The 21,146-nt window shown below is 72.6% G+C and carries 20 protein-coding genes; 8 read left to right on the top strand and 12 right to left on the bottom strand.

Features of this window, described 5'->3' with window-relative positions:
* Window positions 1–45: 45 nt before the first annotated feature.
* Both ACFCZF_RS16450 and ACFCZF_RS16445 read right to left on the bottom strand, forming a co-directional pair.
* On the bottom strand, window positions 46–819 hold the full coding sequence (locus tag ACFCZF_RS16450) for an amidase family protein (protein ID WP_376672234.1): 774 nt from the start codon (window positions 817–819) through the stop codon (window positions 46–48).
* The gene (locus ACFCZF_RS16445; protein ID WP_376672233.1) at window positions 816–2,507 is read right to left on the bottom strand and encodes a dipeptide ABC transporter ATP-binding protein; all 1,692 of its coding nucleotides are present in this window, start codon (window positions 2,505–2,507) and stop codon (window positions 816–818) included. Before ACFCZF_RS16445 ends, ACFCZF_RS16450 begins: the two co-directional genes overlap by 4 nt.
* Before the next feature lie 333 nt (window positions 2,508–2,840).
* Here ACFCZF_RS16445 and ACFCZF_RS16440 point away from each other — a divergent pair, with 333 nt between their 5' ends.
* Both ACFCZF_RS16440 and ACFCZF_RS16435 read left to right on the top strand, forming a co-directional pair.
* Window positions 2,841–3,440 carry a tyrosine-protein phosphatase gene (locus ACFCZF_RS16440; protein ID WP_376672232.1) on the top strand — a complete coding sequence of 200 codons (600 nt, stop codon included), beginning with the start codon at window positions 2,841–2,843 and terminating at the stop codon, window positions 3,438–3,440.
* A complete protein-coding gene (locus ACFCZF_RS16435; RefSeq protein ID WP_376672231.1) occupies window positions 3,437–3,736 on the top strand; it encodes a tyrosine-protein phosphatase in 300 nt (99 codons plus the stop codon). The genes ACFCZF_RS16440 and ACFCZF_RS16435 overlap by 4 nt, the downstream gene beginning before the upstream one ends.
* A gap of 145 nt (window positions 3,737–3,881) precedes the next feature.
* On the opposite strand, the gene ACFCZF_RS16430 is transcribed toward ACFCZF_RS16435, so the two are convergent.
* Window positions 3,882–6,362 (bottom strand): glycoside hydrolase family 3 protein, encoded by a 2,481-nt coding sequence (locus tag ACFCZF_RS16430; RefSeq protein WP_376672230.1) that lies wholly within the window; start codon window positions 6,360–6,362, stop codon window positions 3,882–3,884.
* Between the two features lie 198 nt (window positions 6,363–6,560).
* Here ACFCZF_RS16430 and ACFCZF_RS16425 point away from each other — a divergent pair, with 198 nt between their 5' ends.
* The gene (locus ACFCZF_RS16425) at window positions 6,561–7,253 is read left to right on the top strand and encodes an alpha/beta fold hydrolase (protein ID WP_376672229.1); all 693 of its coding nucleotides are present in this window, start codon (window positions 6,561–6,563) and stop codon (window positions 7,251–7,253) included.
* Window positions 7,254–7,364: 111 nt separating this feature from the next.
* Here ACFCZF_RS16425 and surE read toward each other — a convergent pair whose 3' ends face one another.
* The 4 genes from surE to ACFCZF_RS16405 form a co-directional block, all read right to left on the bottom strand.
* Window positions 7,365–8,411, bottom strand: coding sequence for a 5'/3'-nucleotidase SurE (gene surE, locus ACFCZF_RS16420; RefSeq protein WP_376672228.1), 1,047 nt, complete (start codon window positions 8,409–8,411; stop codon window positions 7,365–7,367).
* Between the two features lie 88 nt (window positions 8,412–8,499).
* Window positions 8,500–9,882 carry an MFS transporter gene (locus ACFCZF_RS16415; protein ID WP_376672227.1) on the bottom strand — a complete coding sequence of 461 codons (1,383 nt, stop codon included), beginning with the start codon at window positions 9,880–9,882 and terminating at the stop codon, window positions 8,500–8,502.
* Window positions 9,883–10,091: 209 nt separating this feature from the next.
* A complete protein-coding gene (locus tag ACFCZF_RS16410; RefSeq protein ID WP_376672226.1) occupies window positions 10,092–11,150 on the bottom strand; it encodes a LacI family DNA-binding transcriptional regulator in 1,059 nt (352 codons plus the stop codon).
* Window positions 11,151–11,200: 50 nt separating this feature from the next.
* Window positions 11,201–11,776, bottom strand: coding sequence for a TetR/AcrR family transcriptional regulator (locus ACFCZF_RS16405; RefSeq protein ID WP_376672225.1), 576 nt, complete (start codon window positions 11,774–11,776; stop codon window positions 11,201–11,203).
* 816 nt (window positions 11,777–12,592) lie between these two features.
* On the opposite strand from ACFCZF_RS16405, the gene dhaK reads away from it, so the two are divergent.
* From dhaK to ACFCZF_RS16390, 3 genes are read left to right on the top strand one after another with little or no spacing between them, the layout of a single operon-like run.
* A complete protein-coding gene (gene dhaK, locus ACFCZF_RS16400) occupies window positions 12,593–13,585 on the top strand; it encodes a dihydroxyacetone kinase subunit DhaK (RefSeq protein WP_376672224.1) in 993 nt (330 codons plus the stop codon).
* 49 nt (window positions 13,586–13,634) lie between these two features.
* Window positions 13,635–14,234, top strand: a complete 600-nt coding sequence (gene dhaL, locus ACFCZF_RS16395; protein ID WP_376672223.1) for a dihydroxyacetone kinase subunit DhaL — start codon at window positions 13,635–13,637, stop codon at window positions 14,232–14,234.
* On the top strand, window positions 14,227–14,637 hold the full coding sequence (locus ACFCZF_RS16390) for a PTS-dependent dihydroxyacetone kinase phosphotransferase subunit DhaM (RefSeq protein WP_376672222.1): 411 nt from the start codon (window positions 14,227–14,229) through the stop codon (window positions 14,635–14,637). Before dhaL ends, ACFCZF_RS16390 begins: the two co-directional genes overlap by 8 nt.
* A 147-nt stretch (window positions 14,638–14,784) precedes the next feature.
* Here ACFCZF_RS16390 and ACFCZF_RS16385 read toward each other — a convergent pair whose 3' ends face one another.
* Complete coding sequence (locus ACFCZF_RS16385; protein ID WP_376672221.1) at window positions 14,785–14,958, bottom strand: hypothetical protein; 174 nt, start codon at window positions 14,956–14,958, stop codon at window positions 14,785–14,787.
* The gene (locus tag ACFCZF_RS16380) at window positions 14,955–15,821 is read right to left on the bottom strand and encodes a glycoside hydrolase family 75 protein (RefSeq protein WP_376672220.1); all 867 of its coding nucleotides are present in this window, start codon (window positions 15,819–15,821) and stop codon (window positions 14,955–14,957) included. The genes ACFCZF_RS16385 and ACFCZF_RS16380 overlap by 4 nt, the downstream gene beginning before the upstream one ends.
* Before the next feature lie 447 nt (window positions 15,822–16,268).
* Between ACFCZF_RS16380 and ACFCZF_RS16375 the strand changes: the two genes are divergently transcribed.
* Window positions 16,269–17,273 (top strand): fibronectin type III domain-containing protein, encoded by a 1,005-nt coding sequence (locus ACFCZF_RS16375; protein ID WP_376672219.1) that lies wholly within the window; start codon window positions 16,269–16,271, stop codon window positions 17,271–17,273.
* A 165-nt stretch (window positions 17,274–17,438) separates the two neighbouring features.
* Window positions 17,439–17,990: a hypothetical protein gene (locus ACFCZF_RS16370; protein ID WP_376672218.1), complete on the top strand. Its 552-nt coding sequence runs from the start codon at window positions 17,439–17,441 to the stop codon at window positions 17,988–17,990.
* Between the two features lie 13 nt (window positions 17,991–18,003).
* Here the strand turns inward: ACFCZF_RS16370 and ACFCZF_RS16365 are convergent, their stop codons facing one another.
* The 3 genes from ACFCZF_RS16365 to ACFCZF_RS16355 form a co-directional block, all read right to left on the bottom strand.
* On the bottom strand, window positions 18,004–18,555 hold the full coding sequence (locus ACFCZF_RS16365; RefSeq protein ID WP_375908407.1) for a PadR family transcriptional regulator: 552 nt from the start codon (window positions 18,553–18,555) through the stop codon (window positions 18,004–18,006).
* A gap of 46 nt (window positions 18,556–18,601) precedes the next feature.
* On the bottom strand, window positions 18,602–20,617 hold the full coding sequence (locus ACFCZF_RS16360) for an FAD-dependent oxidoreductase (RefSeq protein ID WP_376672217.1): 2,016 nt from the start codon (window positions 20,615–20,617) through the stop codon (window positions 18,602–18,604).
* A gap of 113 nt (window positions 20,618–20,730) precedes the next feature.
* A complete protein-coding gene (locus ACFCZF_RS16355) occupies window positions 20,731–21,099 on the bottom strand; it encodes a hypothetical protein (RefSeq protein WP_375908413.1) in 369 nt (122 codons plus the stop codon).
* Window positions 21,100–21,146 lie beyond the last annotated feature (47 nt).

The raw sequence follows: 21,146 nt of genomic DNA, 5'->3' as shown, positions 1-21,146 counted from the left end.
ATGCGCGATGCCGGCGTCTGTGCTCCTGGTCGAGCAACTTTCTCCCTATGAGACCGATGCCACCACTCCCCTCCACGGTGCCGCGTCCTCCAGCTGCGTCGCCAGCGCCAGCAGGAGGCCCTCTCCGCCGAGGGGTGCGGCGAACTGCGCCCCGAGCGGCAGGCCCTCGCCGTCGCGGCCGAAGGGGACGGACATCGCCGGCATCCCGGTGACGTTGTGGACGCTGGTGAAGGCGGCGTAGACGGAGGCATGCCGGTGGATCGACTCCGGGTCGGCCGTGTCGAGGGTGCCGAGCAGCGGGGTCGGCTGCGCGAGGGTCGGGCTGAGCAGCACGTCGGACTCGCGGAAGGCGGCGCCCACTTCCCAGCCGATCTCCTGGGCCCGGCTGATGGTGGTGGCGTGGAAGTGCCTGGACGGGGAGAGGGCGGGGGCGCCGTTGCCCTTGGGGTTGGCGACGGGACCGCCGTGGCCGATCTGCGCCGAGACCGCGGCACCCTCGGCGTGCACGGCGTCGGTGAGGACGCGCAGGCCCGGCATCGCCTCGTCGGTCCAGTGGATCTGGTGGCGGTCGGTGCGTCCCTCCTTGGCGACGGCGCAGTAGGCGACGGTCGTCATGCCGACGCCGCCGCGGGCGTAGGCGACGTGGAAGTCGACGAGGTCCCTGGTGACCAGGGACTTGTGGCTGAGTCCCTCGTAGGTGGCGGCCTTGATGACGCGGTTGCGCAGCTCGACGGGGCCCAGCTTGGCGGGGGCCAGGACGTCGGGGGCCTCGGGGGTGTGGGAGGCGTCGGGAGTGTCGGATGTCTCGCTGGTGGTCACGAGTGGTTCCTCCTCGGTTCGGCGTGGTGGCAGGCGATCCGGTGGCCGGGGCGGATCTCGCGCGGCGCGGGTTCCTCGGCGGCGCACCGTTCGGTGGCCAGCGGGCAGCGGGTGCGGAAGCGGCAGCCCGACGGCGGGTTCAGGGGGGAGGGGAGTTCGGCGGCCGGGTCGGAAGCGTCGTCGGTGGCGGCGGCCCGGTCGGTGCCGAGCTGGGCCTCGGGGAGGGAGGCGAGCAGCAGCCGGGTGTAGGGGTGCGCGGCCTGGTGCTGCATGCCGTCGGAGGGCAGCACCTCGCAGACCTTGCCGAGGTACATGACCATGACCCGGTCGCTGATGTTCTTCACCACGGACACGTCGTGGGCGATGAAGACCATGCTCAGCGCGCGCCGACGGGTCGTCGTCTCCAGCAGGTTGAGGATCTGCGCCTGCACGGACACGTCCAGGCTGGAGACGGGTTCGTCGCAGATCAGCACCTCGGGGTCGAGCATGAGGGCGCGGGCGACGCAGACCCGCTGGCACTGGCCGCCGGAGAGTTCGTGGGGCCGGCGGTCCCGTACGGTCGCGGGGTCGAGGCCGACGTCGCGCAGGGCGGCGTCGACGCGGACGTCCTTGTCGCGGGTGTCCTTCCCGGCCCCCCAGATCGACGGGCCCTCCCACACCAGGTCCCTGACCCTGCGGCGCGGGTTCAGGGCGGAGACCGGGTCCTGCATGATGATCTGCATCCGGGCGCGGGCGCGGCGCAGTTCACGGGGGGCGAGTCCGGTGAGGGTGACGTCGCCGAGGCGCACGGTGCCCGAGTCGGGGGGCGGCAGCTGGATCAGGGAGCGCCCGACGGTGGACTTGCCGCAGCCCGACTCGCCGAGGATGCCGAGGGTTTCGCCCGCCGCGACCTCCAGTGTGACGCCGGAGACGGCGTGCACCTTCTGCCCGCGTCCGGCCGGGAACTCCACGACCAGGTTCTCCGCCGTCAGCGCGGGCCGGCGGTCCGGTGCCGCGGGGGCGTCTTCGGTGGTGGTCACTGGTGGCCTCCTCGGCGGCGCCCAGGGGGTGGTGGCAGGCGACGACGCCGCCGGCGTCGCGGTCACCGGCGTATCCGGTGAGGCGGGGGGCCTCGGTGGCGCAGCGGTCGGTCGCCGCGTCGCAGCGCGGGGCGAACCGGCATCCGGGGGGGGCGGGTGCAGCAGGTTGGGCGGGCGGCCCTCGATGGCGGGCAGCAGGGTGTGCGGGGGCAGGTCCAGGCGCGGGATCGACGCGATCAGGGCGCTGCTGTAGGGGTGGCGGGGGCGGTCGAAGACGGCGGCGGTGTCCGCGTACTCGACGAGGCGGCCCGCGTACATGACGGCGACGCGGTCGGTGCGGCCCGCGACGGTGGCGAGGTCGTGGCTGATGAGAACGGTCGCCATGCGCAGTTCCTCGGCGAGCGAGGCCAGCAGGTCCAGGATCTGCTTCTGCACCGTGACGTCGAGCGCGGTGGTGGGCTCGTCGGCGATGAGCAGCCGCGGGCCGCAGGCGAGGGCCATGGCGATGACCACGCGCTGGCGCATTCCGCCGGACAGTTCGTGCGGGTACTGGCCGGCGCGCCGGGAGGGCTCGGGAATGCCGACCTGCCGGAGCAGCTCGACGGCCCGGTCCCGGGCGTCGGCGCGGCCCACGTCGATGACCCGGACCTCGTCATTGAGAGCAGTCATCTTGTCCCTCCAGTGTGGGATGGGGTCCTCCGCGGTGGGCGTCGAGCTGTTCCGGGAGGCTAGGCGGGGCGCGGCGCGAGCGGGGAGCGCGAATTCCCGCTCACCGGGAAAGGCGACGGCGTGCGGGCTCGGAAGGGTCCCGGGAACCGTGGCGCGCTGCTACCTTCCGCCAAACAAACGCTTGGTGGTCACCGTGCCCGTTCCCGGGCGACGCCCTCCCGGCGCCCCGCACCCCGCCCCCTCTCCACCCCACCCTTCCGGAGAAGTCCCCTCCCACCGCTTGGAGTTGTTCGCATACGTGGTTCCCGTATCCGTCGTACGGGCGGAGCGTTGATGTCCGCCTTCCTCCTCGGTTCCCTCCCCGCCTGCGCGGTGCCCGAGGCCACGGCACAGACCACCGCCGCCGCCTCGCGCCCGGCCACCACGGCCGCCGGCTCCGTCCGCCACATCGCGCTCCAAGGCGCGGTCAACGTCCGCGACCTCGGCGGGTACCGCACCGGCAAGGGCCGTCAGGTGCGCTACGGACAGGTCTTCCGCGCCGACGCGCTCGCCAGGCTCACCGACCGGGACCTCTCGAAGCTGTCCGGGCTGAAACTGCGTACCGTGGTGGACTTCCGTCTCCCGGCAGAGGTCCGGCGCGACGGCGCCGACCGCCTCCCGGAAGGCGTCACCGCGGCCTCCCGGCCGGTGGACGATCTGGGGCTGTACGCCAGGACGACGGAGGTCATCGGTTCCAAGGACCCGGTCGAGCAGCAGGCGGCGCTCGGTGACGGCAAGGCCGAGCGGATGATGCGGTCCATCTATCGCACCTTCGTCACCGACGCGGACAATCGACGCCAGTTCGCCACGGTGGTGAGGGACGTGGCGCGCGCCAAGGGCACACACCGCTGCTCTACCACTGCACCTCCGGCAAGGACCGCACCGGCTGGATGAGCTATCTCCTGCTGCGCGCCGCCGGCGTCCCGGCCGAGACCGCCGAAAGGGACTTCCTGCTCTCCAACACCTTCTGCCGCGAGCCTGACCGCAAGGTCCGCGAGGAGCTGAGGAAGTCCGGCTACATGCGCGACCCGGACCTGCTCATCCCCCTCCAGGAAGTCCGCGAGGACTATCTCGAGGCGGCGCTGGAACAGGCCGAGGAGGACTACGGCGATCTGTACGGCTATCTGACGGAGGGCCTCGGTCTGGACACCCGGACCCTGGCACGGCTCCGCGCCCGGCTCCTGCGGTAGGCACCGGATCTGCGCCCGACGGCGACGGCGCCCTCGCGCGGTTCCGGCCGCGGCGGCTCGCCACTACCGCACGGCCGCTACCGACAGGACAGCGCTCCGGGGCGGCGGGCCAGGTGCCGCCCCGGAGCTGATGGTGGTCCGCTCGTCAGAGCGCGAGCGGTGCGGTGAGGCGGATATCGGCGAGGGAGCGGGCCGCGTGGACGTCATAGGTGCCCTCGACGCGGCGCCAGCCGTCGCCGTCCCAGATCTCGAAGGCGCGGTCGGGCAGCTCGACCGTCACCGCGGCGCTCTCGCCGGGCGCGGCCGTCACATGGGCCAGGCCGGCGAGCCACCGGGCCGGGCGGTCCGGGCCCGGGCCGGTCGGTGAGACGTACAGCTGCACGACTTCCCGGCCCGTCCGGCTGCCGGAGTTGCGGACGGTGACGGTGACCGAGGTGCCGTCCAACTCGATCGACTCGTATGCCCAGTCCGTGTAGCCCAGCCCGTGGCCGAAGGCGTACGAGGGTGTCCGCCCCGCCCGCTCCCAGGCGCGGTAGCCGATGAACACGTCCTCGTCGTAGTCGAGTTCGCCGTCGGTGGGGACGACGTTGGTGACCGGTGCCCGGTCCAGGTCGCCCCACGTGGTGGGCAGCCTGCCGCCGGGTTCCGCCACGCCGAGCAGCACATCGGCGAGCGCGGCACCGCCTTCCTGGCCGGGGAACCAGCCCAGCAGCACGGCGGCGACCTCGTCGCGCCACGGAAGCTCCACCGGTGAACCGGAGTTGACGACCACGATCGTGTGCGGGTTCACCGCGGCCACCGCCCGTACGAGGTCGTCCTGGCGGCCGGGCAGCTTCAGGTCCACGCGGTCGAACCCCTCGGACTCGACGCGTTCGGTCGTCGCGACGACGACCACGGCCGCGTCCGCGTCCCTGGCCGCCTCGACGGCCTCGGCGATCAGCTCGTCCGGGTCCCGACGCGGCCCGAGGTGCGTCAGCGAGAACATCACGCCGAACACCGGGGCGGCGGACCCCTGGGGCAGGGTGTGCAGCAGCGACACCTCCACCGGTTCACCCTCGGTCAGCGCGGCCCTCCCGCGCTCGACGGGCGCACCGAAGAACGCCTCGAACGGATCGGCCTCCGAGTCCAGCGGCTGCCCCCCGTCGAACAGCGTCTCGCCGGCGACCGTCAGCCGGTAGCCGCCGATGCCCCGCGTGCCGAAGGTGTGCTCGCCGCTCTCCCGCGGCCGGAACGTGCCGGTGACCTCGATGCTGTGCAGCGCCTCGCGGGTCACGCCGTCGGGCAGGTCGTCGCCGATCCACTGCACCTGGCCGCTCGGCAGCCGGCCTTCGCCGAGCACGTTCCCGGCGGCGTCCCGGCAGACCGCCCGCAGGGTGAACCCCTGTCCGGCGACGGCGAGTTCGTCACTCGGGTCGGCCCCGACCGCGAACGACAGGGTGCCTTGGGGCAGCGCGGCGGTCAGTCCGTCGAGCGGGGAGACGATCCGGGCGGGGAACACGGTCGCGGAGCCGCCACCCAGGATCCTCGCGTCCCGCGCCGCCGCACCGAGCAGCGCGACCTTGCGCGTGCGGGCCGGGTCCAGCGGAAGCCCGGGGCCGGTGTCCCGTACGGGCTCGTTGCGGAGGAGCACGAAGGCGCGGCGCGCGATCTCGCGGGCCAGCTCGATGCCGTCGACCTCGGCCGGGGGCTCGACGACCACCGGGTCGGCGCCCTCCAGGACGCCGACCCGGGCGGCGAGACGCAGCACGTTGCGCACCGCCTCGTCGACCGCGGCCTCCTCGGCCTCGCCCGCCCGCACGGCGGCGGCCAGCGCCTCCCCGTAGACGGTGTGCGGGCCCGGCATGGCCACGTCCAGGCCGCCCTCGATGTCGCCGGTGGTGGAACGGGCCGCCATCCAGTCGGAGACGTTGACGCCGTCGAAGCCCCACTCGCCGCGCAGCACCTCGCGCACCAGACGGCGGTGTTCGGTCATGGTCGAGCCGTTGACCCGGTTGTAGGCGGTCATGATGCCCCACGGGTGGGCGTTCGCGACGATCGCCTCGAACGGCGCCAGGTACAGCTCGCGCAACGCCCGTTCCGACACGAGATTGTTCACGGTGAAGCGGTCGGTCTCGGCGTCGTTGGCGACGAAGTGCTTCACCGTGGTGCCCACCCCACCTGACTGCACGCCCCGCACATACCCGGTGCCGATCTCGCCCGTCAGGCGCGGGTCCTCGCTGTACGCCTCGAAATGGCGTCCGCCGAGCGGTGACCGGTGCAGATTGACCGTCGGCGCGAGCAGCACGTGTACCCCCTTGCGGCGCGCCTCCTGGGCCAGCAGCACTCCCGCGCGCCGGGCCAGTTCCGGATCCCAGGTGGCGGCGAGCGCGGTGGGGGACGGCAGCGCGATGGACGGGTCGTCGGCGGTCCAGCGCACACCGCGCACACCGATCGGGCCGTCCGACATCACGATCGACGCCAGGCCGATCTGCGGCATGGCCGGCAGCGACCACATGTCCTGGCCGGCCAGCAGCCGGGTCTTGGAGTCGAGGTCGAGCTTGCCGAGCGCGGCCTCGACCGCCGCCTCGCGGGCCTGGTCCGGATCCGCCGCTGCGGTGTGCGCTGCCGTGACGTGCGGTTCGGGCATGGCGGTGCCTCCTTGTTCGTGTGCGTGGCGACCTGGATTGGGTGCGCGTCGCTCCGGCCATAGTGGTCCACCTACCTGTTGATCGGTAGGTTTCGTTACTCACCCGTTATTACCAGATGTCTCTTGCGTATTCAGGGATTGAACGAGAATGCTTACACGTGTAACCACTACTCGCTTCCCCTGAAAGGTCTCGTCCCGATGAAGCTGAACGTCCATGAGCGCGGCTCCGGCGACAAGGTGGCGCTGCTGATCCACGGCGCCATGTCCGACCACCGCACCTGGCATGCGATCGAGGACCACCTCGTCGGCCTCGGCTACCGCGTCGTCGCCCCCGATCTGCGCGGTCACGGCCGCAGTCCGCGCGGCGAGTACCGCCCGGAGCTTCTCGCCGACGACCTCGTGGAAAGCCTGCCGACCGGCGCCGACGTGGCGATCGGCCACTCGATGGGCGGCCTGTCCCTCGCCCTCGCGGTTTCCCGACTGCGCCCCGCGCGCGCCGTCTACTCCGACCCCGGCTTCCAACTGCGCAACGTACCGGCCGGGGCTACGGCCGGCATGCGGGAGATGGTCGCCGCCGCGACCGCCGAGAGCGTACGGGCCATGAACCCGCGCTGGTCGGACGAGGACGTGGCGGCCGAACTGGCGGGCTTCGGCCTCTTCGACCCCCAGTTCCTGACGGCCACGAGCCGGTTCGCGCAGGACTACCTGCCGGAGACGGCCGTCGTCCCGTCCCTGGTCCAGCTGGCCGACCCCAGCCTTTGTGTCGACGCGCGGGGCGCGGCGCTGCTGAAGGAACGCGGGCTGGAGGTACGCGTCGTGCCACGGACGGGGCACTGCATCCACCGTGACGATCCGCAGGCTTTCCTGAAGTCCCTGGACGGCTGGATCTGACGTCTCCTGGAGTCGTGACAGGCCCCCGGCGCTTCCCCTCCTGGGCGCCGGGGGCCTCTGCGGTGGGTGGCGACGGAACTCGCGGGCTCCGCCGCCACCCACCGGGTTCCGTCAGCGCCCGCCGCGTACGAACCGCTGAAGCCTCCAGGTGTCCCGCCCGGTGTGCGTGCGGTCCGGGCTGATCGGGGTGACCGTCACATGGCCCCGCTGGAGAAGAGCGAAGTCCGGGCGGCGCTTGGTCTCGGGACGGCAGTCCGGGGCGCCCGGCGGGCAGAGTTCGCCACCGATGGTGAAGGTGTCACCCTTGGCCGTGTAGCGGAACCTCACGAGCTTCTGGGTGCCCACCGACGTCCACTCGGTGCTCTTGGGGCGCTGTCCCTTCTCCCGGTGCGGGTAGTTGACGTTCACGACGAACTTCGCGGTCAGCAGGCCGCGTTCACGCAGGTCGCCGATGAACTTCGCCCCGAACTCGGCCGTATCGCGGTACGTGTGGTCCGCGACCTCCAGGGAGTCCGTGACGGCCGGGTCGTACGAGCTGTTGAGCACGACCGCCGGCACCCCCTCGTCGATCGCGGCGAGCGCGGCACCGACCGTGCCCGACTCGTTGACGACGGAGGCGACGTTCGGGCCGTAGTTGCTGCCGGTGACGACCAGATCCGGACCGTCGGCCCAGCCGGCCTTCGCCGCCAGTCCGCCGCCGATCCCGAGGCGCACGGTGTCGGCGGGCGTCGCGCTCGGCGTGGACGGGCCGCAGGGCGCGCTCCCCTTGCACACCCCGTAAACCGCGCCGCCACTCGGCGCTCCGGAACAGTCGCCCTCGTAGCCGGCGGGCAGCGCGCTCCGGCGCTGGACGGTCAGTTGACCACCGCCCGTGGCGCTGGTGCCGACGCCGCTCTGATTGGCCCACGGCGCCATGACGACCACATCCGCACCGGCCGCGCACAGGGCGCGGCGCACCTCGTACAGGCCCTTGCCGTCGGAGGCGTTGGGGCGGGCCATCTGCATGGAGTCGTCGTTGCTGAGCAGGACGCGCAGGCCCGCGAGGGACCGCCGGTCGTCGTCAGGCTCGGGCCGGTCGTGTGCCGCCTGCGCCTGAGTACAGGCGAGCAGCACGGCGCCTGTGGCTGCGAGGGCGGCGAGTGTTCTGCGGTGGGTCACGGTGACCTCCGTGGGTGTTGGGGGTTGGGGTCGGGGTTAGGGCCGGGGGCCGGGGGCGACTGCGGGACCCCGGCCGTGCGATCCCCGCTCACCGCACCTTCCGCACCGGCAGCACCCCGAGCGCGCCGATGAGGGAGACGGCCGCGGCGACCGGGAAGATCGCCGCGTAACCGCCCGCCGCGACGATCCAGCCGGCGATGCTGGGGGCCAGGATCTGCGGGCCGGCGTTGGCGATGTTGATGACGCCCATGTCCTTGCCCGCGTCGGCGGTGCGCGGCAGCACCTTCGTGATGAGCGCCATGTCGACGGCCATGTACACACCGAACGCCAGGCCGCCGAAGATGTTGTAGGCGAGCATGCCGCCCTCCGTCGGCCACACCATTGGCACCGCCAGTGCCAGCGCCGCCGCGATCCCGGACGTGAGGACGAAGGGCTTGACCCTGCCGACGCGGTCGGCGATCGGACCCACCAGGAGGGCGGCGATGACGGTGCACACGGCGTTGACGATCATCAGGAAACCCTGGGTCGGCAACAGGTCCACCGCCGGGATCTTGATGTGCTCGGCGAGCAGGTACATGTTGTACGTGAGCACGATCATGTAGCCGAGCATCACCCCGAGCCGCGACAGGAAGGCCCAGCCGAAGTCGGGGTGGTCCTTGGGACTGACCCAGAAGTTGGCGAGGAATGCCTTCGCGGAGAACCGTTCCCGCGGGAGGGCACGGGCGTCCCGGTCGGGCGAGACGGTCACGAAGACCAACGCCGCGACGACCACGATCGCCGCGATCAGGTAGTAGCCGTTCTCCCCGGCGAACCGGCCGCCGAAGCCGCCGATGACCCCGTCCAGACCGAACTTCCCCCCGGGCACACCGCCGATGACCAGCGCGGCGACGATCGTGCCCAGCGGCACGCCGAGCCCTACCAGTGCGGAGAACGTGCCGTACTTGCGGGCGGGTACGCGGTCGGGCATCGCTGCGGTCAGGGCCGCCTGGTAGCCGTTCATGATGAACTGCACCACGCCCCAGCTCATCCCCAGCATGGCGATGCTCGCCGCGTGGGCCTGCATGACCAGGGCGAGCGCGCCGAGCAGCGCGCAGAACAGGATCCACGGGGCGCGGCGCCCGAACCGGGACCGGGTGCGGTCGGAGAGCTGGCCGAAGATCGGGTTGCCGACTGTCGCGAGGACGGCGCCGATGGTGCTGGCCGTGGACAGCGCGGTGGTGTCGTTCGTGCCGGTGATGTGGGCGACCTGGATGGGAAGCAGGAAGCCGCCCACGCCCATCCACACCAGGTACAGGGCGACGTTGGCCATCGGCAGCGTCAGGTGGAGCGGCCCGAGCCGCGAGGGGACGGCGGGCGCGTCTTCGGTGCCCGCGGGCGCGTCGCCGATGCCTACGGGCGCTTCGTCGGTGCCGGCGGCGGGATCGGCCACGGCGGTCGACGGCGGGATGTTTCCAGGAAGTGAATGAGTCATGTGGGGCCCCTTGGAAGGCGATGCCGAAAGAGCGGGACGCGGCTGGGGCACGCGTTCGGCAGGAGCGTAGGTGACACGTGTAAGCATGGCTAGATGTCGCGCATCACGCGATGGTTTCGTTACTTGTCGGCGAGGGGCCCGTGCAGGGGGCGCCGATCAAGGATGCGTTGAGAAGTTGAAGGCCCTAAGACGCGCAACAGCGCGCCGAATCAGGCCGATTCGCGCACGACGAGACTCGTACGGAGGATGTCGTGCGTCTCCGGAGGTGTGCCGGGGGCGCCGATCAGCCGGTTGAGCAGCTGGGCGATCTCCCGCGACGGCGGGTAATCCATGCGCACGGTCGTGAGCCGGGGCCGGAGCAGCCGGCCGATCAGCAGATCATCGGCACCGACGACCGCGACGTCCTCCGGCACCCGCTTCCCCGCGTCCTGCAAGGCGCGGACGGCGAGCGCGGCGTACTCGTCGTTGTACGCGAACAGGCCGTCGATCCCGGCCTCGGCGCACTGCCGCGCCCAACGCGCCGCCGCGCCCTCGTCAAGCGCGAGGTCCTGCCGTACGACGGTGACGGCGTCCTGCGCCCGCGCACCCTTCTCGGCGCCTGCCAGCCGGGGCTCGGCGAATCCGCGCAGCGAGGCGTCGGCGGGCACGATCACGCCGAGGGTCCGGCGGCCGACCGCGGCGAGATGTTCCACCGCACGGAACCCGACCTGCTCCTGGTCGGCCACCAGCGCGTGCGCGCCCGGAACCGGCACCGGACCCCAGCCGAGGACCACCCCGACGCCTGCCTTGTGCAGCACGGCGACGGCGTCCTCGTCCATGCTGTCGTCCATCAGCGACAGCACGGCGTCGGGACGCAGCTCGGCCCAGCGCCGGCCGGCCTCCGCTCCCCGCGCCCCGGTCGGGCCGTAGAGCACGGCGGTGTGGCCCAGTTCGGCGAGGGCCTGCTGGAGGTCGGCGTAGGCGTGCGCGAACAGCGGTCCCACGGTCACCGCGGGCGCGGTCAGCAGCACGATCCCGCTGCGCCCGGCGCGCAGGGCGCGCGCCACGGCATGCGGCACATAGCCGAGCTGCCGGGCCGCGTCCCGCACCCGCTCGCGAGTGGCCTCGCTGACCCTCCCGCCCTCGGTGTTGTTGAGGACGTAGGAGACGGTGGCCCGGGACACCCCCGCGACGCGCGCCACATCACCACTGGTGGGCGGGGTGCCGGCGGCGCGGAGCGGGGGCGTGGAGGCCATGCCGGTCATCATCGCAGAAGGGTCGTGAGTCATGATGGGCCACCTGGTGGCGAGAGCGTATGCCGGGCGTACGGGAACCGTCGTCAGCCGTCTCGTGTGACGGTCACGCCCGCGAGCAGCGTGATGAAGTCCCGGAACGCCTGGGGCATGTCGACCTCGTCGGGCGCGAGCAGCCACTGGTACTGCAGGCCGTCCATCACGGCGGTGACCAAGGGCGCCACCTGCTCGGGCGTGAGCCCTCCGGGCAGGCGGTCGCCGTACTCGGCTCGCAGCAGGGCGGCCATGGTCTCGCGTACGGCCTCGTAGCGGCGGGTGAAGAACTCGCGCGCCGGGTGGTCCTCGGTGACGCTTTCGCCCAGGAGGGCGGAGAAGGTCTGGATGACGGTCGGTCGCATCGCGTTGTAGTCGACCAGCGATGTCAGCAGGTCCAGTCGCCATTGGCTGTCGGGCATGGCGTCCCATTGGTCCCGCTCTCCGAGGACGGCGATCAGCAGCGCCTCCTTGGTGGGGAAGTAGTGCAGGAGGCCCTGCTGGGTGAGCCCGACGCGCTCGGCGATCGCTCCCAGGCTGGCTGCCCGATATCCACGTTCGGCAATGACCTCGAACGCGGCACGCAGAATCTCCGCGCGCCGCTCCTCGCCCCTCGTCCCGGCTCCCACTGTGCCCCTTCCCGAAGCTGACCGCGCCCGCCGCCGCCTGTCGGCCCAAGGGGACCGTACGTCAGTCGCTCGCGAGGTGAGGACAACGACCATTCTTCGCAGCCATCGCGTTCGCGCTTCGGCGGATGGGCCGCATTGAACCCGTGCCTCGTGGGACGAAGCCGTCGGAGCCGGGATCCTGAACTCAGTGAGGGATCCGGGCCTCTGGGTACAACGCACGGACCTCTTCGGTGAACGGAGTGGCAGCAGCCGCTCTTCAGGTCTACGGCGACTTTGCGAAGGGCAGTTGCCTGCCACGCTTGCTGATGGGGGCGGGCGGCGGGCGGGCGTGCCTGGACGTTGCGGACACGGGCGAGGCTGGTCTCCGTCGCTTGTGGGTGTGGGTCACCACCGGGCATTGCGCCGGACGACCTCGCCCATGGGCTTCGGCCCGGCCCCAGCCGGTCTTCCGTCTCTCATCGAGCAGGACCCGACGCTCCGCGCCGTCGAACCATACGGGTGGTCAGTTCACCTCGGCTTCCCGGAATGCGCCGGCGCCCCATCAAGGGGAGGAGCGGGGCGCGTGCCCTCACAGGCCATGTGGGACGAGGCCGGTCCAGCCGGTGCACAAAAACACCGGCATCCGGCCTCAGCCGAACACCTTCTGATCGGTCCGGGGGCGCGCCCATGACGTTCTCGCGCGTGACCTTCGCTGCCGCAAGGCCGATACTGCCGACAGCAGCACGGACCGCCAAGAACAGGAATGACCCGAACTACGTCTGAGCAGTAGAAACGCAGGCCAAGGACTCGCCTGTCGCCCCTTCCCAGGAGGTACCCATGAAAATGCTCATCAACGTCCCGGAGACCGTGGTCGCGGACGCGCTGCGCGGTATGGCGGCCGCCCATCCCGAGCTGACCGTGGATGTCGAGAACAGGGTGATCGTGCGGCGGGACGCTCCCGTCGCCGGGAAGGTGGCGCTGGTGTCGGGGGGCGGCTCCGGGCACGAGCCGCTGCACGGCGGGTTCGTGGGGCCCGGGATGCTGTCGGCGGCCTGTCCGGGTGAGGTGTTCACCTCGCCGGTGCCGGACCAGATGGTGCGGGCGGCGGCGGCCGTGGACAGTGGGGCCGGTGTGCTGTTCGTCGTCAAGAACTACACCGGTGACGTGCTCAACTTCGACATGGCCGCCGAGCTGGCCGAGGACGAGGGCATCCAGGTCGCCAAGGTGCTGGTCAACGACGACGTGGCGGTGACGGACAGTCTGTACACGGCCGGGCGGCGCGGTACGGGAGCGACGCTGTTCGTGGAGAAGATCGCCGGAGCCGCGGCGGACGAGGGCCGGCCTCTGGAGCGGGTGGAGGCGATCGCCCGGCAGGTGAACGACAGCTCCCGCAGCTTCGGTGTCGCGCTCAGCGCCTGCACCACGCCGGCCAAGGGCAGCCCCACCTTCGACCTGCCGGCCGGCGAGCTGGAACTGGGCATCGGCATCCACGGGGAGCCCGGCCGGGAGCGCCGCCCGATGATGACCTCGGGAGAGATCGCCGAGGCCGCCGTGGACGCGGTCCTGACGGACCTCACCCCGCGCAACCCGGTCCTGGTCCTGGTCAACGGCATGGGCGCGACGCCGCTGCTGGAGCTCTACGGCTTCAACGCCGAAGTGCAGCGCGTACTCGGCGAGCGCGGCGTCGCCGTCGCCCGCACCCTCGTCGGCAACTACGTCACCTCGCTGGACATGGCGGGGGCCTCGGTCACCCTGTGCGAGATCGACGAAGAACTGCTCGGGCTGTGGGACGCGCCGGTGAAGACGCCTGGTCTGAGGTGGGGCATGTGACGGCGGACGGGGAAGGGATCGCAACGTATCTACCAGGCAAGGAGATCCAGTGCTCGACGCCGAATTCTTCCGCCGTTGGATGACGGCGACCGCCGCGTTGGTCGACCGCGAGGCGGAACGGCTCACCGCCCTCGACTCACCCATCGGCGACGCCGACCACGGCAGCAACCTCCAGCGCGGGTTCACGGCCGTGGCGGCCACCCTGGACAAGGAGGCACCCGACACGCCCGGCGCCGTACTGACCCTGGCCGGGCGGCAGCTCATCTCCACGGTCGGCGGTGCCTCGGGGCCGCTGTACGGGACGCTGCTGCGCCGCACCGGCAAGGCGCTCGGGGACGCCGCCGAGGTGAGTCGGGAGCAGCTGGCCGAGGCGTTGCGGACGGGAGTGGACGCCGTCCGGACTCTCGGGGGTGCCGCGCCGGGTGACAAGACCATGATCGATGCCCTGGTGCCCGCCGTGGACGCCCTCGGCGACTCGTTCGCCGCGGCCCGCGCCGCGGCCGAGGAGGGGGCCGAGGCGACCGTGCCGTTGCAGGCGCGCAAGGGCAGGGCGAGCTATCTCGGCGAGCGCAGCATCGGGCACCAGGACCCCGGGGCGACCTCGGCGGCGCTGCTCGTCGCGGCGCTGGAGGAGGCGGCCGGTGAGTGACGAGAAGCTGGTCGGGATCGTGCTGGTGTCGCACAGTGTCGAGGTCGCCGCGTCCGTGGCCGAACTGGCGAAGGCCCTGTCGGGCGGTGGCGTGACGGTGCCGATCGCACCGGCGGGCGGGACCGCGTCCGGCGGATTCGGGACCAGCTCCGAGCTGGTGTCGGCCGCCGCCGCGTCCGTGGACCGGGGCGCGGGGGTCGCCGTCCTCACCGACCTCGGCAGCGCGGTACTCACCGTCAAGGCGCTGCTCGCCGAGGGCGACGAACTCCCGGAGAACACCCGTCTGGTGGACGCCCCCTTCGTCGAGGGTGCGGTGGCCGCGGTCGTGACGGCCGCGACGGGCGCCGACCTCGCGGCCGTGGAGGCGGCGGCCGCGGAGGCGTACTCCTACCGGAAGGTCTAGCCGCAGACGTCCGATGCCCGCAGACGTCCGGTGCTCCGGGAGGCGGCGGGAGGAGCCGCCCCCGCCGCCACCCCGCCGTCTCCCACGCCCCGCCGTCTCCCCCGCCTGGCGTCTTCCCCGCCCCGGCCACGCCACCGGCGTGGTGCGTCAGGTGAGGCCGTCCGCCGCTGCCCGGACAGCGGTGCGCAGGGTCGCGGCCAGTTCCGTCCGCGCCGTCGCGGCGTCGGCGCGGGTGTCGGCCGTGTGCCAGGCGTGGTGTTCGACCGCCGCGCGCAGCGCCGCGTTGAGGGACCCCGCGCCCACGAGGCGCCGGGGGTTCACTCGCCGTCCACGAACTCCCGCGCCAGGCGCTCCCCCGCCTTCTCGGCAGCCGCCTTGTCCTCGATGGGCTCGACCTCGCTGTCCTTGAAGACGATGTACGTCACACCGGACGCGGCACCGCCCCCGTGCGGGTCGGCCGGGATGCCGAGCGACTCCGCGGCGGCGTAGGAGGCCTCGCCGATGAGGTCGCGCGGACCGACGTCGCCGACGACGGCGTAGCGCACCCGGTCCCCGTGGACGAGCGCCGCGACCGATCCGCCGTGGACGTCGGACTCGCGGTGGTTCCAGATGTCGCTCGGCTCGGGCACGACGACGTAGGGCAGGCGTTCGGCGTCCAGCGGACGGCCGTCCGACCGGGTGTAGGCGGTGGCGGGGGTGAAGTGCGGGTCGGTACCGCTGTTGCACCGGTCACCGGGGCGGCCGTCGCAGTCGACGTCCAGGTCGGCCTTCCAGTACACGGCGTCCCGCGTTTCGCAGACCGGGATGTCCGCCGGCGTTCCGGCGTCGGCGCGGTAGCGCCCGCGCGAGACGGGGCCGCAGTCCCGCACCTTGGCCAGCAGATCGGCGGCGCGGACGGGTCCGTCGTGCCGGGCCCCCTTCGACCGGTCACCGTCACCGGCACCGACACCGGCCTCGGCCCCGGGCCGGACCCCGGACGGCGGAACGGGCCCGGCCTGGGACGGCGGAACCGGCCCGATCCGGGCGCCGGACCTGCCCGCGCGGACCGGCCGGGCCTCGTGCTGGTGACCGGACCTGAGCTCGGGCTGGGGGCCGGGACGGGGCGGGAGCGGAGCGCCGGGGAACGTCGTGGGGGCGAGCAGGGCGGCGCTGGCCGCGACCAGTGTCAGCGACTGGACACGCACTATGTGGCCTCTCCTGGGGGACATGGACGGTCACTCGGCCACATCTGTCCCCGAATCGTGCGCGCGGCCACCTTTTATGGGCCAGACGGTGCACGTCCGTGCCCGGCGGGCTGCGGGGGGGCGGGTGCGCTCCCGGGCCCCGGGGGGGACTCACGGGCGCGGGAGCGGCGGACTCAGGGGGCTCGCGACCGGCGGCCGGGCGGGCCGGGCCCGTACCGGCTCCGGTCCGCCCGGTCGCCCGCGTCGGCGCGGCATCAGCGACGACAGCGTTCCCGCGCCACCGGCCCGAACTCCTCTGATGCACCGGGGACTTCGGCCGTGAGGAGATTCAGCATACGTAACCCTTCCGAGGGGTCACCAACGACGCCATCTTGATGTGATCGCGTCACGGGCGCATATTGGTCCGGACCATTGCTGTCGAGCCGAAGCCCTCCTGGAGGCAGAGCCGTGCGAGACGCACCCGTTCCCGCTGTTCCCGCCCGCCTCTCCGTACCGCGCCGCTGCGCCCTGCTCTGCGGAGCACTCGTCCTGGTCACGTCCTGCGGCTGGGGCATGGGCGACGACGGCGAGGGAAGCGGCGCGCCGCCAGGGGCGCCGACGGGCGTCACCGCCGAGGCGGGCAGCGCCACGACCGTGCACGTGATGTGGAACGCGGTCGACGGCGTCGAGACGTACGAGGTCTATCGCGGCGGCACGTTGGTGAAGGAGGTGGAGGCGTCCGACCGCATGGTGGACGTCACCCGGCTGCGCCCCTCGACGGCCTACGCCTTCACCGTGCGGGCGCGCGACACCGACGGGCGACTGGGGCCGCGCAGCCAGGAGGTACGGGCGACCACCCCCGCCGCCGTCGCCGACGACTCCGCCCCGACGCGCCCGGCGGACGCCCGCGGCCGGGCGGCGGGCAGCCGGGCGGTCCAGCTCAGCTGGTCCGCCGCGACCGACGACCGCGGGGTCGTGTCGTACGACGTCTACCAGGGCGCGACGAAGGTGCACAGCGTCGGCGGCGGCCAGACGGCGGCCGTGGTCACGGGGCTGCGCGCGGGCACCAGGTACTCCTTCACGGTCCGGGCGCGGGACGCCGCCGACAACGTCTCCCCCGCCAGCGCCACCGTCCGGCTCACCACCTCGGGCTCCGACGACGGCCGCGCCACCGCGCCCACCGGTCTGCGCGCGGCCTCCCACCACGCCGACGGCGGCTACTACATCGACCTCACCTGGACCCCGCCGCGCACCGACGGCCTGGTCACCGAGTACCAGATCCACCTGGACGGCCGCCCGGCGACGTCACTCGTCTACGGCGCGGACGCACCACGCGACCGGGCGGAGTACAGCTTCTACGCGGGTCCGGAGGCCGGGGTCACGCACCGGGTGCGGGTCCGGGCCAGGCTGTCCGACGGCACCTGGGGCGGACTGTCGGCGGAGCGGAAGGTGACCACGGGCGACGGCGGGTGACGCCCCGGCAGTCGTGCGGCCGGTCGGCGCGTCACCTGGGCGGTCGCGCTCGGCATGCGGGCAGGGCCGCCGCCCTGTTGGCTGCCCGTGAGGCAGCACGGGCGTTTCCGTTCTCGGCGGCGCAACCGGATGTACCGCCGACCGTGCCGCCGGAGGGCAGTCCACATGCGCATCTCATCGCCACTTCTCCGCTCCGGCCTGACCGTGGCAGCCACCGCCGCGCTGCCCGTCGCCCTGGCCGCCGGGCCGGCTTCCGCGGGCCCGGGCATCTCCGTGAGCACCACCGGGACCACCGTGTCGGTCACGACCACCGCCTGCGCCCAGCTCAACGGCAGTTGGGGCACCGCCTCGCTGCTCACCGGCAACCAGCGGGACTTCGCCCAGGGGCGCCAGGTGGCGCTGTCCGGCACCAGTTCCGGGCAGTCCGCCTCCTGGTCGGGCATCAGCCCGGGCACGTACACGGTCATCGTCATGTGCTCCAACAACAGCACCGCCGGCACCCAGACCGTCATCGTCTCCGCGGCACCCTCTCCTTCGCCCAGCCGCTCCGCCTCCCCCTCGCCCTCCGCGTCGCCACGCGGCGTCATGGGCGGTCTCGGCGGGGCCGTCCAGGACTACGGCACGGCCACCCTCGTGGCGGGCGGCGCGCTGGTCGGCGCGGGCGTCATCGCCGCGGCGTGGTTCATGCGCCGGCGCCAGAAGCCGTACCGGTTCTGAGCCGTGGACGCCCTCACGCCCGCTCGTCACCCGGCAGCCCGGCGAACTCCGCCAGCGCGTGCCTGAGCCACTGGGTCCAGAAGGTCTCCAGGTCGATACCGGCGCGCAGCACCAGATGCCGCAGCCGGTCCTCGGTACTGTCCCTCTCGGGCGGGAAGTCCCGCTTCTCGATCTCCTCGTACTCGGCCAACTGCCTCTCGTGCAGCTCCAGATGGCGGCGCAGGTCCGTCTCGATACCGGTGGTGCCGACCACGGCCGCGGCACGCAGCCGCAGCAGCATCGTGTCCCGCAAGGGCTTGGGGTCCTGTGCGGCGGCGGCCCAGCGGGCCAGCTCGGCGCGGCCCGCGGGCAGGACCTCGTAGGACTTCTTCTGCCCGCGGGCCGGCTGCTGGCCGGGCAGCGCGCGGATCAGGCCGTCCGCCTCCAGTTTTCCCAGCTCGCGATAGATCTGCTGGTGCGTCGCCGACCAGAAGTAGCCGATCGACCTGTCGAACCGGCGGGTCAGCTCCAGCCCCGACGACGGCTTTTCGACCAGGGCGGTGAGGATCGCGTGCGGGAGTGACATGGGCTCATCCTAGGGACGGCCCACGCGCCTTCCGGGCCACGCCGCCCTACAGCGCCGCCGCCAGCTCGGTGCCCTGCTTGATGGCGCGCTTGGCGTCCAGTTCGGCGGCCACGTCGGCGCCGCCGATGAGGTGCGCGCTGCGCCCGGCGGCGACCAGGTCGTCGTACAGCTTGCGGCTCGGCTCCTGGCCCGTGCACAGGACGACCGTGTCGACCTCCAGGACGGTGGACTCGTCGCCGATCGTGACGTGCAGTCCGGAGTCGTCGATCCGGTCGTAGCGCGCCCCCGGGACCATGGTGACGCCGCGGTGCTTCAGCTCGCTGCGGTGGATCCAGCCGGTGGTCTTGCCGAGGCCGGCGCCGACCTTCGAGGTCTTGCGCTGGAGCAGGTGCACGGTGCGCGGCGGTGCGGGGCGCTCGGGCGCGGCGAGGCCGCCGGGTGCGCGGTAGTCCATGTCGACGCCCCACAGGCGGAAGTACGTCTCGGGGTCCTCGTGCGCCTTGTCGCCGCCGTCGGTGAGGTACTCGGCGACGTCGAAGCCGATGCCGCCGGCGCCGAGGATCGCGACGCGGTCGCCGACGGGGGCGCCGTCGCGGAGCACGTCGAGGTAGCCGACGACGCTCGGGTGGTCGACGCCGGGGATGTCCGGGGTACGCGGGGTGACGCCGGTGGCGACGACGACCTCGTCGTGGCCGGTGAGGTCGTCGGCCGCGACCCGGGTGTTCAGGCGTACGTCGACGCCGTGTTCCGCCAGTTGGGTACGGAAGTAGCGCAGCGTCTCGTCGAACTCCTGCTTGCCGGGGACCTTGCGGGCGACGTTGAGCTGGCCGCCGGTCTCGCTCGCGGCGTCGAAGAGGGTGACCTCGTGGCCGCGTTCGGCCGCGCTCACCGCACAGGCCAGCCCGGCCGGCCCGGCGCCGACGACCGCGACGCGCTTGCGCCGCCGGGTCGGGGTGAGGACCAGCTCGGTCTCGTGGCAGGCGCGCGGGTTGACCAGGCAGGAGGTGATCTTCCCGCTGAAGGTGTGGTCCAGGCAGGCCTGGTTGCAGCCGATGCAGGTGTTGATGGCCTCCGGGCGGCCCGCCGCGGCCTTGGCGACGAAGTCGGGGTCGGCGAGCATCGGGCGGGCCATCGACACCATGTCGGCCGTGCCCTCGGCGAGCAGTTGCTCGGCCACCTCGGGGGTGTTGATGCGGTTGGTGGTGACGAGGGGTACCGACACCTCGCCCATCAGCCGCTTGGTCACCCAGGTGTAGGCGCCGCGCGGCACGGAGGTGGCGATGGTGGGGATGCGGGCCTCGTGCCAGCCGATGCCGGTGTTGATGATGGTCGCGCCGGCGGCCTCGACGGCCTTGGCGAGGGTCACGACCTCGGCGAGGGTGGAGCCGCCCGGGACCAGGTCCAGCATGGAGAGCCGGTAGACGACGATGAAGTTCTCGCCGACCGCCTCGCGCACCCGGCGGACGATCTCGACGGGCAGGCGCATGCGGTTCTCGTAGGAGCCGCCCCAGCGGTCGGTGCGGTGGTTGGTGCGCGCGGCGATGAACTCGTTGATCAGGTAACCCTCGGAACCCATGATCTCGACGCCGTCGTACCCGGCCTCGTGGGCGAGGCGGGCGGTGCGGGCGTAGTCGTCGATGGTGCGCTCGACGTCGGCGTCGGCCAGCTCGCGGGGCACGTGGGGGCTGATCGGCGCCTGGAGGGGGCTCGGGGCGACGAGGTCGGCGTGGTAGGCGTAGCGGCCGAAGTGCAGGATCTGCAGGGCGATCCGGCCGCCCTCGCGGTGCACGGCGTCGGTGACGACCCGGTGCTGCTCGGCCTCCGCCTCGGTGGTGAGCTTGGCACCGCCCTCGTACGGCCGGCCCTCGTCGTTGGGGGCGATGCCGCCGGTGACGATGAGGCCCACTCCCCCGCGGGCCCGGGCGGCGTAGAAGGCGGCCATGCGCTCGAAGCCGCGCTCGGCCTCTTCCAGGCCGACGTGCATGGAGCCCATCAGGACCCGGTTGGGCAGCGTGGTGAAGCCCAGGTCCAGCGGGCTCAGCAGGTGGGGGTAACGGCTCATCGGGCCCTCCGTGCGCGGTGTCGTGCCTCTGTTGTAGAGGACGGCCGCCTCTTTGTGCAACTAGTTGCACAAAGAGGCGGCGCACACCACACCGGCGCGTCGGCGGGCCTCGGTCAGTGACTCTCCAGCCGTACGTGCAGTTCCCGCTCCTGGTCCCCGGAGGCCGTGCTCAGGTCGTGCACGGTGAACAGGGAGTCCAGGGTGGTGCGGAAGCGCTCGATCGCCCAGTAGCCGCCCTGCACGTCGGCCTCCACGGACGCCGCGAGCCGGGCGGGGTCGCACTCGCCCCGCGCCTCGGCCACGTCGAAGGTGCCGAGCCACACGGTGGGGCGCACCTCGTGGTAGTCCCGGGGCACCTCGTCCGAGCGCCGGTCGGACGAGAAGCACGTGCCCAGAGCGTCGAACACGGTCCGGGCGTCCTCCTTGCTGCACCCGCTCAGCTCCACCGAGACGGACTCCGGATGCAGTCGCTCACCGTCCATCGTGATCGCTCCTCTCGTGGCCCATACCACCAGAAAAGCACCACTCG

This window comes from Streptomyces sp. NPDC056296, from assembly GCF_042268605.1.
In the GTDB taxonomy this organism is placed as follows: Bacteria; Actinomycetota; Actinomycetes; order Streptomycetales; family Streptomycetaceae; genus Streptomyces.
Note: the sequence above shows the minus strand (reverse complement) of the source record. Positions and strands in the feature narration are given on the sequence as shown.